We start from the raw sequence: 15331 nt of genomic DNA on the forward strand, positions 1-15331 counted from the left end.
GCCACCAGCTCGCCTAACATCGGCCGCATGCAGCGGCTTTCCGGACTTGACGCCAGTTTTCTCTATCTCGAAACACCGACTCAGCCGATGCACGTGTGCGGCGTACTGGAATTAGACACCACGACCATTCCCGGTGGCTACTCGTTCGAGAAACTGCGAGCGAAGCTCATTGAACGGGTCGAGGGCATCTCCTCATTCACCGAGAAGCTCGCCGACAGCCGCCTGAACCTGGACCACCCGGTGTGGGTCGACGACGACGACTTCGACATCGATCGGCACCTGCACCACGTCGGTCTGCCCGCGCCCGGCGGCAAGGCCGAGATCTCCGATATGTGTGGGCATATCGCGTCATTGCCCTTGGACCGTGCCCGGCCGCTCTGGGAAATGTGGGTCATAGAAACCGGCGACACCAATCGGCTCGTGGTCATGACCAAGATGCATCACGCCTCCGTCGACGGCGTCACCGGCGCCAACCTGATGTCGGCGCTGTGCGGTCTGGAACCCGACGCCCAGGCGCCCGAACCCGCGCCGGGGGTCGGCGGCGCCAACAGCCTCGAGATCGCGATCACCGGCGCTATCAAGTGGGCGTCGCGGCCGCTGAAGTTCGCCAAGCTGCTGCCCTCCACCATCGGAGTCATCCCGGCCTGGCTGGAACGCTCCAAACGCGGCGAGGCCATGACGGCACCGTTCTCGGCGCCGCGCACCTCGTTCAACTCCACGATCACCAGCCGCCGCAACGTCGGCTACGCCCAACTGGATCTGGAGGACGTCCGCGCGGTCAAGAACCACTTCGGCGTCAAGGTCAACGATGTCGTGATGGCCATCTGCGCCGGTGCACTGCGCAAGTATCTGGACGACCGCGGAGAGCTCCCGGACAGCTCGCTGGTGGCCATGGTTCCGGTGTCGGTGCACGAGAAGTCCGACCGCCCGGGCCGCAACCAGGTGTCGGGGATGTTCTCCCGCCTGGAGACCAATGTGGACGACCCGGTGGAGCGCCTCAACGCGATCTCCGATGCCAACACGGTGGCCAAGGAGCACACCGCGGTACTGGGCGCGACGCTGCTGCAGGACTGGAGCCAGTTCGCGGCACCCGCCGTGTTCGGCACCGCGATGCGTGTCTACTCGCGCATCCGGCTGGCCGACCGGCATCCGGTGATCCACAACCTGGTGGTCTCCAACGTGCCGGGACCCCAAGTGCCGCTGTACTTCTTGGGTGCCCAGGTGGTCGGCATGTATCCCTTGGGTCCGATCTTCCACGGTGCCGCACTGACCGTCACGGTGATGTCGCTGGACGGGAAACTCAACGTCGGCCTGATTTCCTGCCCCGATCTGATGCCCGACCTTTCCACCCTGACGGACGATTTCGGCGTGGCGCTCGAGGAGCTGAAGGCTCGGATCTAGTCTCTTCTGGCACCATGGCTGAATGATGTTTCGTGGTCGGCGGGTTGCTGCCGTATTGGCTCTTGCCTCGGTAGTAGCCGTCGTCTCTGGTTGTGTGCGGTCAGTCGAAGGTCAGGCGATGGCGGCTCAGCCGTCGGAAACCACCCTCAGTTGGGGGGACTGTGACGGCTTCACGCCGGAAAACACCACGGTGCCGGCGAGCACCGTGTGCTCGGAACTCGAGGTGCCCGTCGACTACGCCAAGCCGGACGGGGCGAAGGCGCGGCTGGCGATCATCAAGTACCCGGCCAAGGGCAAGCGCATCGGCTCGCTGCTGATGAACCCGGGTGGGCCCGGCCAGTCGGGCATCGAGGCCGCGACTGCCATCGTCAAGCAGGTACCCAAGGACATCCGTGACAGCTTCGACTTCATCGGATTCGATCCGCGTGGTGTCGGGTCGTCCACGCCGGCCGTGGAGTGCAACTCCGACCAGGACGTGGATCGCCTGCGCGCGCAGAACGACACCGACTACAGCCCCGAGGGCGTCGCACGCATGGAGCAGGACTCCAAGGACTTCGTGAAGCGCTGCGTCGACAAGGTGGGGCTGGAGTTCCTCGCCAATGTCGGCACCGTGAACGTCGCCAAGGATATGGACCGGCTCCGCGCCGCCCTCGGCGACGAGAAGCTGACCTACCTGGGCTACTCGTACGGCACCCGGATCGGCACCACATATGCCGAGCAGTTCCCGCAGAACGTGCGGGCACTCATCCTCGACGGGGTGATCGATCCCAACGCCGATCCCACCCAGGCCGATATCGACCAGATCGCCGGATTCCAAAAGGCTTTCGACAACTACGCGGCCGACTGCGCCAAGAGCCCGAGCTGCCCGCTGGGGACCGACCCCGCGCAGGCGACCGCGCGCTATCGGGCGATGATCGATCCGCTGGTGGATCACCCGGCCAAGACCAAGGACGGCCGCGGTCTGTCCCACGGCGACGCCATCATCGGAACCATCATGGTGATGTACTCACCCACGTTGTGGGAGGCGTTCACCAAGGCGCTGCGTCAGCTCAGCGAGGGCTCGGGCGACATCCTGCAGCTGCTCGCCGACGCGTACATGAAGCGCGATGAAGAGGGGCACTACAGCCACGCGCAGGACGCGCAGACCGCCATCAACTGTGTCGACGAGCCGCCGGAGACCGACCGTGCCAAGGCCGTCGAGAAGGACCGCCGCATCCGCGAGGTGGCACCGTTCCAGGACTATGGCCAATTCACCGGGAACGCGCCGCTGGGAGTGTGCGCGTTCTGGCCGGTACCGCCGACGAGCAAGCCGCACCCCATCAACGTGCCCGGTCTGCCCAAACTGCTGGTGGTCTCCACCACCTTCGATCCGGCAACCCCGTACCAGGCTGGCGTTGAGCTGGCCAAACAGCTCGGCGGAGGCCTGCTGACCTACGAGGGGACCAAGCACACCATCGTGTTTGACGGGAATCAGTGCGTCGACAAAGCGGCGGAGACATATCTCATCAAGGTCACGACTCCGGCCGAAGGCGCCCGCTGCTGATCCCTTTTGGCGTCCGACATGGCACGATGTGGCCCATGATGCGGATGCGCCGGGCGTTGCCGGTGATTCTTTTGGTGTTCTCGGCTGCGTTCTCGGTGGGCCCCGTCATGCCGGCGGCCGCCGCACCGCTGCCGGCGCCGAGCCCGTCGCTGCAGGCGTTCTACGACCAGAAGGTGGTCTGGGGCGGCTGCGACGGCTTCGTCAGCGACACCAGCCGCATCCCGACAGCGCGGTGCGCCAAGGTGAAGGTGCCCGTCAGCTACGACAAGCTGATGGGCGCGGTCGCCGAGCTGGCCGTGCTCAAGGTGCCCGCCACCGGCAAGCGCATCGGCGCACTGCTGGTCAACCCCGGCGGTCCCGGGGGATCGGGCGTGGACCTGGCGGCCGGTATGGGCGCCAAGCTGGGTGACGCCGCGATCGGGCAGAGCTTCGACATCGTCGGATTCGACCCACGCGGTGTCGGCGGCTCGACACCGACCCTGCGGTGCCGCACCGATGCCGAATTCGATGCCTTCCGCAAGGAACCGCTGGCCGACTACAGCCAGGCCGGAGTCGCTCACATCGAGGACGTGTACCGCCAATACGTCAACGAATGCGCGCAGCGGATGGGGCTGGACTTTCTCGCCAACGCCGGAACCGCGTCGGCGGCAAGGGATATGGACATCATCAGGGCGGCAGTCGGCGACAGCAAGCTGAATTACCTGGGCTACTCCTATGGCACCGAGCTGGGCACCCAGTACGCCGAGTACTTCCCGCAGAATGTGCGCACGATGGTCCTGGACGGTGCGATCGACCCGACCATCGACCCCGTGGAGTCCAACGTGCGGCAGATGACCGGATTCCAGGTGGCGTTCAACGACTACGCCGCCGACTGCGCCAAGGATCCCAAGTGCCCGTTGGGGACCGACCCCTCGCAGGCCGTGAAGCGTTTCCACCAGCTGATCGATCCATTGGTGGCCAAGCCCGCGAAGACCAATGACCCACGCGGCCTGAGTTACCAGGACGCCATCACCGGCACCATCCAGGCGATGTACACGCCGCGGTACTGGAAGTACCTGACCTCCGGGCTGGCGGGACTGGTCGACGGCAGCGGACCCGATGACTTGCTGTGGCTGGCCGACCAGTACCAGGAGCGTGACGACCAGGGGCGCTACGACAACCTGCAGGACGCCTTCAACTCGATTCGGTGCGTGGACGGGCCGACCCCGAGGGATTCCGCGCCCTGGGTGGCCGCAGACAAACGACTGCGCGAACAGGCGCCGTTCTCGAGCTACGGCACCTTCACCGGATACGCCCCCCGTGATCTGTGCGCCTTCTGGCCGGTAGCGCCGACCTCATCCCCGCACACCCCGTCGACTCCCGGACTGCCGCCGGTGGTGGTCATCTCCACGACCCACGACCCGGCCACCCCCTATGAGGCGGGAGTGGCACTGGCGCAGCAATTGAACGGATCGCTCATCAGCTACGAGGGCACCCAGCACACCGTCGCGTTCAACGGCGAGGCATGCGTCGACGAAGCCGTCACGCGCTACTTCGTGGACGACATCGTGCCCCCCAAGGACTTGCGGTGCTGAGCATCCGTGCTCGTCTAGGCCGGATGTAATAGCCTCTGACCATGGATCGTCAGAAGGAATTCGTGCTGCGCACGCTGGAAGAACGAGATATCCGTTTCGTCCGGCTGTGGTTTACCGATGTGCTCGGTTACCTCAAGAGCGTGTCGATCGCACCCGCCGAACTCGAGGGCGCGTTCGAGGAGGGCATCGGCTTCGACGGTTCGTCCATCGAGGGCTTCGCCCGCGTCTCCGAGTCGGACACCGTCGCGCACCCCGATCCGTCGACGTTTCAGGTGCTGCCCTGGACCACCAGCGCCGGTAAGCACCACTCGGCACGCATGTTCTGCGATATCAAGCTGCCGGACGGATCGCCGTCCTGGTCGGACCCGCGGCATGTGCTGCGCCGCCAGCTCGCCAAGGCAAGCGATTTGGGCTTCTCCTGCTACGTGCACCCGGAGATCGAGTTCTTCCTGCTGAAGAACATGCCCGATGACGGCTCGGCGCCCATCCCGGCCGATGACGCCGGATACTTCGACCAGGCCGTGCACGAGGCGGCACCGAACTTCCGGCGCCACGCCATCGATGCGCTCGAATCCATGGGCATCTCCGTGGAATTCAGCCACCACGAGGGCGCGCCCGGCCAGCAGGAGATCGACCTGCGCTACGCAGACGCGCTGTCCATGGCCGACAACGTGATGACCTTCCGCAACGTGGTCAAGGAAGTGGCGATCATCGACGGCGTGCATGCCACCTTCATGCCCAAGCCGTTCAGCGATCACCCCGGCAGCGCGATGCACACCCACATGAGCCTGTTCGAGGGCGATACCAACGCCTTCCACAACCCCGACGACCCGCTGCAGCTGTCCACCGTCGGAAAGTCGTTCATCGCCGGAATCCTGGAGCACGCCAACGAGATCAGTGCCGTTACCAACCAGTGGGTGAACTCCTACAAGCGGCTGGTGCAGGGCGGCGAGGCCCCGACGGCGGCATCCTGGGGCGCGGCCAACCGCTCGGCGCTGGTCCGGGTGCCGATGTACACGCCCAATAAGTCGTCCTCACGCCGCATCGAGGTGCGCAGCCCCGACTCGGCCTGCAACCCGTACCTGACCTACGCGGTGCTGCTGGCCGCCGGACTGCGCGGTGTGGAGCAGGGCTACACGCTGGGGCCCGAGGCCGAGGACGATGTCTGGGGCCTGACCCGCGCCGAGCGTCAAGCCATGGGCTACAAGGAATTGCCCAGCACCCTGGAGAACGCGCTCATTGCCATGGAGCGTTCCGAGCTGGTGGCAGAAGCCTTGGGGGAGCATGTCTTCGACTTCTTCCTCCGTAACAAGCGGGCCGAGTGGGCGCGTTACCGAAGCAATGTGACCCCGTTCGAGCTGCGGGCCTACTTGGGTCTCTGAGGTGACCCGGGCCTCCACCGAGCGTTCGAAGGTTCCCAGTGTCGGGCGGCTGGGGCTCGTCGACGCGCGGGCCGCGTCTCTGCTCGAAGAGCTGGGTTGGACCACCGAGGCGCACGTCCCGTTGCTGTGGTCGTTGTCGAGGTCGCCCGACGCGGATGCCGCGCTACTGACCCTGATCCGGCTGCACGAGGAGATGGGCGCCGACTGGGCCGCGTTGGACCGGGAGCTCAGCGCGGATACCGCCCTGCGCGGGCGATTGCTCTCGGTGATCGGGTCATCGCTGGCGCTCGGCGATCACCTGGTAGCCCATCCTGCCCGTTGGCGGCTGTTGGTTGGGGATATCGAGCTTGAGTCCAAAGAGGCTCTGCAAGAACGATTCTTGACGGCTGTTGGCGCGGCAAGGGGCCGTGCCTCGGTATCCGAGGGCGCCGCGATCTCGGCGTTGCGCGACGCGTACCGAGATCGGCTGCTGGTGCTCGCCGCACTCGATCTGGCCGCCACCGTGGAGAACGAACCGGTGCTGCCGTTCCCTGTGGTGGGCCAGCACCTGTCGGATCTGGCCGATGCCGCGCTGACGGCGGCACTGTCTGTGGCGGTATCGCTGGTGGTCCCGGAGGGGCAGGACCCGCCCCGGCTCGCGGTCATCGCCATGGGCAAATGCGGTGCGCGCGAACTCAATTACGTCAGCGACGTCGATGTCATCTTCGTGGCGCAGGAGGCCGATTCGCTGACCACCCGGGTCGCCGGGGAGATGATGCGCATCGGCTCGAGCACCTTCTTCGAGGTGGACGCGGCACTGCGCCCGGAGGGTAAGGCGGGGGCGCTGGTGCGCACCCTGGATTCTCATGTGGCCTACTACCGGCGCTGGGCCAAGACCTGGGAGTTCCAGGCCCTGCTGAAGGCGCGGCCTGCCGTCGGCGATACGGAGCTGGGCCAGGCATACCTGGACGCCCTCATGCCGATGGTGTGGGCGGCCTGCGAGCGTGATGACTTCGTGCCGGAAGTACAGGCGATGCGCCGCCGGGTGGAATCGCTGGTGCCGGCAGACCTACGCGAGCGCGAGATCAAACTGGGCACCGGCGGGCTGCGGGACGTCGAATTCGCGGTACAGCTGCTGCAGTTGGTGCATGGCCGGGCCGACGAGTCGCTACATGTCGCCTCCACCGTGGACGCGTTGGCGGCGCTATCCACCGGGGGATACATCGGGCGTGACGACGGCGCGAATCTGACTGCCTCGTATGAGTTCTTGCGCCTACTGGAGCACCGGTTGCAGTTGCAGCGGCTCAAGCGCACGCACACTTTGCCCGCGCCGGAAGACACCGAGGCCATGCGCTGGCTGGCCCGGGCCGCGCACGTGCGTCCCGACGGGCAGAACGACGCGGTCGGGGTGCTGCGCGCCGAGATCAAGCGACAGGCGGTGCGGGTGTCGCGCCTGCACACCAAGTTGTTCTACCAACCGCTGCTGGAGTCGGTCACCGAGTTCGACAAGGAGGCGTTGGGGCTGTCCAACGAGGCGGCGGTGCGTCAGCTCGCGGCCCTGGGTTACCAGCAGCCGCAGCATGCGCTCAGTCACCTGTCCGCGCTGACCAAGGAGGGTGGGCGCCGCGGACGCATCCAAACCATCTTGCTGCCAACGCTTTTGGATTGGCTGGCGGATACCCCAGATCCGGATGCCGGACTGCTGGCCTATCGCCGAGTGAGCGAGGCGCTGGTCGACCAGACCTGGTACCTGCGCACGCTGCGTGACGAGGGCGCGGTGGCCAAGCGGCTCATGCTGATCCTGGGCACCTCGGCCTACGTGCCGGACCTCATCATGCGGGCGCCCGAGGTGATTCAGCTGTACGCCGACGGGCCCAATGGTCCCAAACTTCTTGAGGCGGAGCCAGTCTCGGTGGCGGGGGCGCTGATCGCGTCCTCGGCGCGGCACACCGATCCGGAGCGTGCGATCGGGGCGGCACGATCGTTGCGGCGCCGGGAGCTGGCGCGGGTGGCCTCGGCGGATCTGCTGGGTCTGCTGGACGTGGTCGATGTCTGCGGCGCGCTGACCTCGGTGTGGGTGGCGGTGCTGCAGGCCGCCCTGGATGCGCTGATCAAGGGCAGTGTTCCCGACGGCGAAGAGGCTCCGGCCAGCATCGCCGTTATCGGCATGGGGCGTCTGGGCGGCGGCGAGCTGGGCTATGGCTCCGATGCCGACGTCCTGTATGTGTGCGAGGCGCGCGGTGGTGCCACCGACGACGAGGCCGTCCGCTGGTCGGCCACGATCGCCGAGAAGCTTGGCAAGCTGCTCGGTGCACCGAGCACCGACCCGCCGCTACAGGTCGACACCGGTCTGCGTCCCGAGGGACGCAATGGGCCGATGGTGCGCACCCTGACCGCCTACGAGGCCTATTACGCCCAATGGGCACAACCGTGGGAAGTGCAGGCGCTACTGCGCGCGCACAGCGTCGCCGGAGATGCGGACCTGGGTCTGCGGTTCCTGCACATGATCGACAAGACGCGGTACCCCGCCGGTGGTATCGCCCTGGACGCGGTGCGCGAGATCCGGCGGATCAAGGCGCGGGTGGATGCCGAACGGCTGCCCCGCGGCGCGGACCCGAACACCAACACCAAGCTGGGCCGCGGCGGACTGGCCGATGTGGAGTGGACCGTGCAGCTGCTGCAGTTGCGCCACGCCCATGAACATCCCTCTCTGCACAGCACCTCGACCCTGCAGACGCTGGAGGCCGCAGCGCAGGCCGGGCTCATCGAGGCCGAGGATGCCGAGCTGCTGCGCCAGGCCTGGCTGACCGCCACCAACGCACGCAACGCATTGGTATTGGCGCGGGGTAAGCCCACCGACCAGCTGCCCGGCCCTGGCCGGCTACTCAACACGGTGGCCGCGGCGGCCGGCTGGCCGGACAACGATGGCGGCGAGTTTCTGGACAACTATCTGCGCGTGACCAGGCGCGCGAAAGCGGTCGTGCAGCGGGTGTTCGGGGAGTAGCTTCGTGCGGGTCACGGTCCCTTTCCGCGGATCCATATCCCTCAAGGAGCGGCTATGAAATACACATCGATTGTCGTGGGTCTCGGTGTCGTCGCCGGTGCCCTTGGCGTGGCAGCACCCGCCTATGCCAAGCCGGGTGATTGCACCGTCTCCGAGGAAGCGCGGCTCGATGCGGTGGAGGCGACTAAACGCGCGGAATACCTGGAGCGCCATCCCGACGTCAACACCGGGATAAGCGATGCGCTCAAGAACACGCCGGGCGACGGCGGCGCCAAGCACGAGGCCGTGCAGGCGTATCTCAATGCCAATCCGGCGGCCAAGGCAGACCTGGATGCGATCCGTCAGCCGGTGCAGGACTTCAAGAACCGATGCTGGCCCGGAGAGTAGGGGCCCGTCGAACTACATGGCGGTAGTTTTCGCCGCGCTTCTCATGGTTTCTTAACGTTCGAGCCATGACCGTCCAACCAACGCTCGATAGCGTCCCCGACGGGCCGGCATCTCGTCGGCTGTAACGCTGAACAAGGAGTTACTCCATGAAGTTCACCTCTGCTGTCCTCAGCGGTGTCGTTGGTGCCGGTGCAGTGGCCAGCGCCCTGGCATTCGCAGGCGCCGCTGGTGCGGCTCCCGGCCAGTGCACTGCCGCCGAGTTCGCCCGTACCCACTCGACAGTGTCGAGCCAGGTCGCGAGCTACCTGGACAAGAACCCGACCATCAACGACGGCATCACCAAGGCCGCCAAGGGTGCCCCCGAGGGCGAGCGCCACGAAGCCATCAAGACCTACCTGGATGGCCAGCCCGCCGCCAAGGCCGAGCTCGACAAGATCCGTCAGCCGCTGACGAGCCTGAAGAGCAGCTGTGGCGCGGACACCGATGACGCCGCGCCGGCCGCCCCGGCCGGACTGGTTGGCCAGCCGGCACAGCCCGCCACCGAGGACGCCCCCGCTGAGCAGCCGCAGCAGCCGTGGAACCCCTTCGCGCCGCAGCAGCAGCCCGCTCAGGACGTCGCGGAGAACGCCGGCACCCAGCCGGCCGCCCCGGCCAAGCCGGCTTCGCCTGCCGTCACCGCGGTGGTCGATCAGCAGGACGCCTAACACCTCTCTCAGACGGGCGGCTTAGCCTTAAGCAGCAATGACTCAGGAAAATGCCGCCCGTCACAAGGTGTTGATGGTTGATGACGACCCGGACGTCCGGAACTCAGTAGCCCGCGGGCTACGCCACTCGGGTTTCGACGTCCGGGTCGCTGTCGATGGTCGCGATGCACTGACCCAGCTCGCGGCCGATGAGCCCGACGCCCTGGTGCTCGATGTGCAAATGCCCGAGCTGGACGGGGTGGCGGTGGTTACCGCGCTACGGGCCCTCGGTAATGACATTCCGATCTGCGTACTGAGCGCACGCGACACCGTCAATGACCGGATCGCCGGCCTGGAGGCCGGTGCCGACGACTACCTGACAAAACCCTTCGACCTCGGCGAGTTGGTGGCACGCCTGCGCGCCCTGCTCCGTCGTCGCGGCGCGGGCGGCGGTGGCCTTGCCGCCTCCGCCATCACCGTCGGTCAGATCACCGTCGACATATCCCGCCGGCTGGTCTTCGCCAGCGGAGAACGCGTGGAGCTGAGCAAGCGTGAGTTCGATCTGCTGGCAGTGCTGGCCGAAAACACCGGTGTGGTGCTGAGCCGCACCCGGCTGCTGGAACTGGTGTGGGGGTACGACTTTGACGTCGAAACCAATGTCGCCGACGTTTTCGTGAGCTACCTGCGCCGCAAGCTTGAAACCGGGGGATCGTCTCGGGTCATCCATACCGTGCGAGGCGTCGGGTACGTGATGCGAGAAGAGCCGTGAAACGCTCGCTCTCGCTGCGGACCCGAGTCGCGGTCGCGGCCTTCCTTGCCGCCGGACTGGTAGTTGCCCTGATCGGCATAGTCGCCGGTATTGCGCTGGCGCGCAATGATACTCAACAGCTCGATCGGCGCCTGGATGTACTCGTCGACGCGGTACAGGCCACCACCCGACACGGGGACACCACCTTTGTGCTCACCGTCCGGGACTCCAAAAGTGGTGGGCTGGTGATCTTCCGGGGTGTCGAGCTGCCGAGGCTGCCGCTGGGAACCGAGAACGTCACCGTCGGCGGTGTGACCTACCGTGTGCGGACCATCGAGAGCCCGGAAGAGCAGACCGTGCTGTCCCTGGGAACCCGGGCCGACGCGGTCCTGGTCAATCATCGTGGAATTCCGGTGTTCATCGCCGTTGGTGTGCTCTCGATGCTGCTAGCCGGCGGCTTCGCGTGGCTTTTCGCGGGCCGTGCGGTGCGACCGCTGCACCAACTCACCGATCAGACCCGGCAACTCGACACCGACGGTCTGCATGTCGCGGCGGTGCGCGGCGCACGGGAGTCCGAAGAACTTGCCGACGCCATGGCCGCCATGCTCGGGCGGGTCTCGGCAGCGCAGTCAGAGACCACCAAATCTCTTCTGGCGGCCCGCGATTTCGCGGCCAGCGCCGCACATGAACTGCGCACTCCGCTCACCGCGATGCGCGCCGATCTGGACACGCTGCGCGCGCATGACCTCTCGAATGAGGAACGCACCGAGGTGATCGGCGACCTGCAGCGTGCGCAGCGCCGTGTCGAAGCCACCATTACCGCACTCGGTCAGCTGGCCTCGGGCGATCTCGCCCGTCCCGAGGACCGTGAACTGGTGGACATCGCCGACCTGCTGGACCGGGTGGCAGCGGACGCTTCGATGCACCGTGCCGACACGCCGGAGATCACCGTCAACTCCGATGACGGCGGCGTGGTGCTGGGCTGGCCTGATGGGCTGCGGTTGGCGGTGGACAACCTGGTGCGTAACGCCATCAACCATGGCAATGCCAAACATGTTGTGCTGGCCGCGAATCGGGTCGATAGCCGACTGGTGATCGAGGTCGACGACGACGGCACCGGCCTTCCCGAGTCCGATCGGGAGCGGGTGCTCGGGCGGTTCGAACGTGGCCCCGGCGCCAAGCCCGGCGGGCTGGGGTTGGGTCTGGCGCTCGTCGCGCAGCAGGCCGCGCTGCACGGGGGAGATGTGGTGCTGTCGGAAAGTCCGCTGGGCGGGCTGCGGGCAACGCTGACGATTCTGGCCGAATAGAAACCGGCGACTAGTTCTTGCGCGACCCGTACTTGGCGAGCCAGTCGCGGGCCTCCTCGGGAAGGCTCCCGGACGTCTCGGCGGCCCTGCACCAACGCCGCACCATTTTGACCATGTTCGCGGGGTTGTAGGCGTCCTCCTGCTGCGACCACAGCCCGTTCCCGGCGTAGTGCAGCACGGTCAGGTTCGGTTCGCCCCAATGCTGGCCGTCGCCCGGATCGCTCATCACGTTATCGATTTCGCAAACCACCCAACCCTTTTCGGGGTCGAAGACCGTCCAGGTGGCGGGCAGGCTCGGCATGTGGTTGCCGGGGAACTCCGCCATGACCGCGGTGATGTACTGCCGAATTGCCTCCTTACCGTGCAGGCGGCCCACCACGTGTTCGATGTAGAGGGCGTCGTCGGTGTACATCTCGGCGTAGGGGTTCCAGTCGCCGGTTTCGATACAACGATGGACGGTGGCCTGGTGTTGCGCGAACGCTTCCTCGAGTTCGGCGCGGCTAAACGACGGCATGGGTAAGAGAGTGCCATAAGGTACCGTCCCTGAGGTGCGTGGACGGACCGCCGTGGGGGCGTTGGGTTGGCTGCTGGCCGTCGTTGCCATCCTGGCGATCGTTTCGCGCTGGGCGCGATCCAGTTGGTCGCCCCTGATCGGGCTGACCGCAGGCTGGCCGGTTACCTGTCTGCTGATGATCCTGGGGCTGTTGCTGTTCCTTTCGGTACGGCAGTGGTGGGGCGTGCTGACGGCGACCGTGGTGATCGCGTTGCAGGTACTGGCCATCGCACCGCTGTACCTGGCCGACACCCATCCGCAGGGGACAACCGTCACCGTGCTGCAGACCAATCTGCGTTTCGGTGCCGGTGACGCCGGGGCAGTGGTGGCCGCGATCCACGAGCACGACGTGGACGTGGTGACGGTCGACGAACTCACCCCGGAGGCCCGAGTGAAACTCGTTGCCGCGGGTATTGATTCAGTGCTCCCGTATTCGTACACCGTTGCTGAGCCGAAAGCCGCCGGCACAGGTATCTGGAGTCGGTATCCGTTGACCCCGGTGCATCAGGACGACCAGAGCTTCGCCATGCGGCAGATCTGGGCGGAAGCCGAAATCCCTGGTGTGGGGCCGGTGATGCTCGTCGCCGTGCACACCCGCCCGCCGGAGAAGGATATGAGTTCGCCGGGCTGGCTCACCGAGCTGGACACCATCGGCCGTCAGTTGCAAGCACTACGCCCGGACGTGAAAGTCATTGTCGGTGGTGACTTTAACGCCACCTACGATCACTTCGTGTTCCGGCAGATCCTCACCGGCGGCTTCGCCGATGCCGTGGATCAGGCCGGGGCCGGCTGGCTGCCGACGTGGCGTGAGGGGCGCTGGTACACCCGGCTGATCGGGATCGATCACGTACTGACCCGCGGGGCCGCCGCCACCTCGGTGACCACCCAGGAGATCTACGGCACCGACCACCGGGCGCTCATTGCCACGGTGGTTGTGCCTAGCTCTTCTTGAGCGCCGCGTCGATCGACAGCGAGCCACCACCGGTAAACACCAGCAGGAAGAAGGCCCAGCAGAACAGGACGGCCAGTTCGCCGTTGTTCTCAATGGGAAGCAGTCCATCGGACTGGTGCTGGGTGAAATACGCGAACGCCATCGTGCCGGAGGCCAGGAACGCCGCGATGCGGGTCCCGGCGCCGAACAGAATCGCGACACCGGTGAGGAACTCGATGGCGCCCGCCCACCAGCCCAGCGACCACGACTCCACCGGGGGCATCGAGGCCAGGTCGGGCCAGCGGAACAGGATGGCGGTGCCGTGCACGGTGAACAGGAACCCGAAGACGATACGGAACAACGACAGGACAACGGGTGTGGCGCCGTCGAGCTTGGCGACTGAGCTGGAGGTGCTGGAAGAGGCCATGGCCAGGATGCTAAACCAATTCTGGCGTAAGGACTTAGCGCTTAGCGCGGGTAATGAATCGGTCGAGCGATAGTGACCCGCCGCCGGTGAACACCAGCAGGAGGAAGATCCAGCTGTAGAGAGCGGCGCCCTCGCCGTTGTTCTGGATCGGCAACAGCCCCTCGGGCTGGTGGTAGGTGAAGTAGGCGACCGCCATCGCGCCGGATGACACGAACGCGGCGATCCGGGTGCCGAGCCCGAGGATGATCGCCGCTCCGCCAAGGAACTCGATGATGCCGGCCCACCAGGGCAGGGTGCCGACGGGCTGCAGGTACGAGGCCAGTGGCCACCCGAACAGGTGAGAGGTGCCGTGTAGGAAGAACAGGAACCCCACCACGATCCGGAATGCCGACAGGGCGACCGGCGTCAGGCCGGTGAGCTTGGTTTCGATATCAGCGAGTGCCATGCGTCTAACAATAGGACCATAGTCCGCTTTATTCCTGCCTAGCCGTCGGTGACCGCGTTGACCAGGGTCTCCGCCGCCAGCAGGCCGAGGTTGTTGGACGCCAGCGGGCTGTCGCCGGTGAGTAGCTTGCGGTCGGCGTGTGTCTGCCCGGTGATCCCGGTGTTGAGGATCGTGACGCCCTGCTTATGCAGATTCTCGCCGACAAGCCACGGCATTTGCCCTGGGATGTAACCGATTTCAATGTTGACGCCGGTGTCCAGGCTGTCCGGGAACACACACAGGCTGTAGCCCTGAAAGGGTGATTCATCGCGGTCCAGTCCGGCGGCCAGCAGCGCGCCCGGGCCATGGCAGAGGGTGATGATGTATTTGTCGTACTCCAGCGCCCAATCCAAGACCGTCCGGACTTCCTCGCTGTCCGGGATGCCCAGAAGCACGCCGTGACCGCCGGGAATGAACACGGCGAGGTAGTCCGAGTCCGGACCCAGGCCCTCGGCGATGATCCGGGAGAGCTTCTGCGGTTTCTTCAGTTGGGCGGACAGCTCGGCGTAGGTCTTCAACACGGCCTCGTCCTGGCGGGGCATCGCCCAGAGCTCAAGCTTGGCTGGATTGCCGGACACCGTGGCGACATCGATGCCGAAGCCCGCGGCCTTCAGGTGGTGCAGGGGCAGCAGCATCTCAACGGGATGGTTTCCGGTGGAGAACATCGTCCCGTTCTGCATGAGCATGTAGCGCTCTTCGGTGGCGATCATCAGGATCTTCCAGCGTCCACCGGTGTAGGCGTTCTCATAGCGAACTCCGGCGAAGTCTGTCTTGGGCGGCACGTACTGGCTCAGCGAGTACGGGGACGGAAAGAAGGCGTTGTCTTCGGCGGGGTCGGGGACTGGGGTCCTGTTCAGTTCCTCGGCTGCGTTCGGCACGGATTCCACGCTCCTCGAAAAGTTAGACGGGACATCTACTTTCAACGTAC

General features: G+C 66.0%; 14 protein-coding genes. 10 read left to right on the forward strand and 4 right to left on the reverse strand.

All coding sequences use genetic code 11. From position 1 onward, the window contains the following. Positions 1 to 27 precede the first annotated feature (27 nt). From HBA99_RS09635 to HBA99_RS09675, 9 genes are all read left to right on the forward strand, one after another. On the forward strand, positions 28 to 1401 hold the full coding sequence (locus HBA99_RS09635) for a WS/DGAT/MGAT family O-acyltransferase (protein ID WP_046253358.1): 1374 nt from the start codon (positions 28 to 30) through the stop codon (positions 1399 to 1401). A gap of 25 nt (positions 1402 to 1426) precedes the next feature. Continuing rightward, positions 1427 to 2944, forward strand: coding sequence for an alpha/beta hydrolase (locus HBA99_RS09640; protein ID WP_070952258.1), 1518 nt, complete (start codon positions 1427 to 1429; stop codon positions 2942 to 2944). A gap of 35 nt (positions 2945 to 2979) precedes the next feature. After that, positions 2980 to 4518, forward strand: coding sequence for an alpha/beta hydrolase (locus tag HBA99_RS09645; protein WP_070952257.1), 1539 nt, complete (start codon positions 2980 to 2982; stop codon positions 4516 to 4518). 41 nt (positions 4519 to 4559) lie between these two features. Next, complete coding sequence (gene glnA / locus HBA99_RS09650) at positions 4560 to 5900, forward strand: type I glutamate--ammonia ligase (protein ID WP_030095418.1); 1341 nt, start codon at positions 4560 to 4562, stop codon at positions 5898 to 5900. Between the two features lies 1 nt (position 5901). Further along, a complete protein-coding gene (locus HBA99_RS09655) occupies positions 5902 to 8883 on the forward strand; it encodes a bifunctional [glutamine synthetase] adenylyltransferase/[glutamine synthetase]-adenylyl-L-tyrosine phosphorylase (RefSeq protein WP_070951123.1) in 2982 nt (993 codons plus the stop codon). A 54-nt stretch (positions 8884 to 8937) separates the two neighbouring features. Further along, complete coding sequence (locus HBA99_RS09660; RefSeq protein WP_030095420.1) at positions 8938 to 9270, forward strand: hemophore-related protein; 333 nt, start codon at positions 8938 to 8940, stop codon at positions 9268 to 9270. A gap of 146 nt (positions 9271 to 9416) precedes the next feature. After that, positions 9417 to 9974: a hemophore-related protein gene (locus HBA99_RS09665; RefSeq protein ID WP_070951122.1), complete on the forward strand. Its 558-nt coding sequence runs from the start codon at positions 9417 to 9419 to the stop codon at positions 9972 to 9974. A 67-nt stretch (positions 9975 to 10041) separates the two neighbouring features. Continuing rightward, positions 10042 to 10722, forward strand: coding sequence for a response regulator transcription factor (locus tag HBA99_RS09670; RefSeq protein ID WP_075874189.1), 681 nt, complete (start codon positions 10042 to 10044; stop codon positions 10720 to 10722). After that, entirely contained in the window at positions 10719 to 12008 is a 1290-nt protein-coding gene (locus HBA99_RS09675; RefSeq protein ID WP_070951121.1) for a sensor histidine kinase, read from the forward strand. Before HBA99_RS09670 ends, HBA99_RS09675 begins: the two co-directional genes overlap by 4 nt. A gap of 10 nt (positions 12009 to 12018) precedes the next feature. Here HBA99_RS09675 and HBA99_RS09680 read toward each other — a convergent pair whose 3' ends face one another. Further along, positions 12019 to 12522, reverse strand: a complete 504-nt coding sequence (locus tag HBA99_RS09680) for a nuclear transport factor 2 family protein (protein ID WP_070951120.1) — start codon at positions 12520 to 12522, stop codon at positions 12019 to 12021. A gap of 52 nt (positions 12523 to 12574) precedes the next feature. Between HBA99_RS09680 and HBA99_RS09685 the strand changes: the two genes are divergently transcribed. Beyond that, positions 12575 to 13513, forward strand: a complete 939-nt coding sequence (locus HBA99_RS09685) for an endonuclease/exonuclease/phosphatase family protein (protein WP_070930648.1) — start codon at positions 12575 to 12577, stop codon at positions 13511 to 13513. On the opposite strand, the gene HBA99_RS09690 is transcribed toward HBA99_RS09685, so the two are convergent. From HBA99_RS09690 to hchA, 3 genes are read right to left on the reverse strand one after another with little or no spacing between them, the layout of a single operon-like run. Further along, positions 13500 to 13919 carry a DoxX family protein gene (locus HBA99_RS09690; protein WP_070951119.1) on the reverse strand — a complete coding sequence of 140 codons (420 nt, stop codon included), beginning with the start codon at positions 13917 to 13919 and terminating at the stop codon, positions 13500 to 13502. The genes HBA99_RS09685 and HBA99_RS09690 overlap by 14 nt on opposite strands. Before the next feature lie 34 nt (positions 13920 to 13953). Beyond that, positions 13954 to 14364: a DoxX family protein gene (locus tag HBA99_RS09695; RefSeq protein ID WP_030095427.1), complete on the reverse strand. Its 411-nt coding sequence runs from the start codon at positions 14362 to 14364 to the stop codon at positions 13954 to 13956. Between the two features lie 38 nt (positions 14365 to 14402). Further along, positions 14403 to 15281, reverse strand: coding sequence for a glyoxalase III HchA (hchA, locus tag HBA99_RS09700; RefSeq protein WP_070952256.1), 879 nt, complete (start codon positions 15279 to 15281; stop codon positions 14403 to 14405). Positions 15282 to 15331: the final 50 nt, after the last annotated feature.

The sequence above is a fragment of the Mycobacteroides chelonae genome, from assembly GCF_016767715.1.
In the GTDB taxonomy this organism is placed as follows: domain Bacteria; phylum Actinomycetota; class Actinomycetes; order Mycobacteriales; family Mycobacteriaceae; genus Mycobacterium; species Mycobacterium gwanakae.

Coding starts and splice junctions, on each gene's coding strand:
- HBA99_RS09695 (WP_030095427.1), bottom strand. CDS start 14,364: ATGGCACTCGCTGATATCGAAACCAAGCTCACCGGCCTGACGCCGGTC.
- HBA99_RS09635 (WP_046253358.1), top strand. CDS start 28: ATGCAGCGGCTTTCCGGACTTGACGCCAGTTTTCTCTATCTCGAAACA.
- HBA99_RS09665 (WP_070951122.1), top strand. CDS start 9,417: ATGAAGTTCACCTCTGCTGTCCTCAGCGGTGTCGTTGGTGCCGGTGCA.
- HBA99_RS09680 (WP_070951120.1), bottom strand. CDS start 12,522: ATGCCGTCGTTTAGCCGCGCCGAACTCGAGGAAGCGTTCGCGCAACAC.
- HBA99_RS09690 (WP_070951119.1), bottom strand. CDS start 13,919: ATGGCCTCTTCCAGCACCTCCAGCTCAGTCGCCAAGCTCGACGGCGCC.
- HBA99_RS09640 (WP_070952258.1), top strand. CDS start 1,427: ATGTTTCGTGGTCGGCGGGTTGCTGCCGTATTGGCTCTTGCCTCGGTA.
- HBA99_RS09645 (WP_070952257.1), top strand. CDS start 2,980: ATGATGCGGATGCGCCGGGCGTTGCCGGTGATTCTTTTGGTGTTCTCG.
- HBA99_RS09660 (WP_030095420.1), top strand. CDS start 8,938: ATGAAATACACATCGATTGTCGTGGGTCTCGGTGTCGTCGCCGGTGCC.
- glnA (WP_030095418.1), top strand. CDS start 4,560: ATGGATCGTCAGAAGGAATTCGTGCTGCGCACGCTGGAAGAACGAGAT.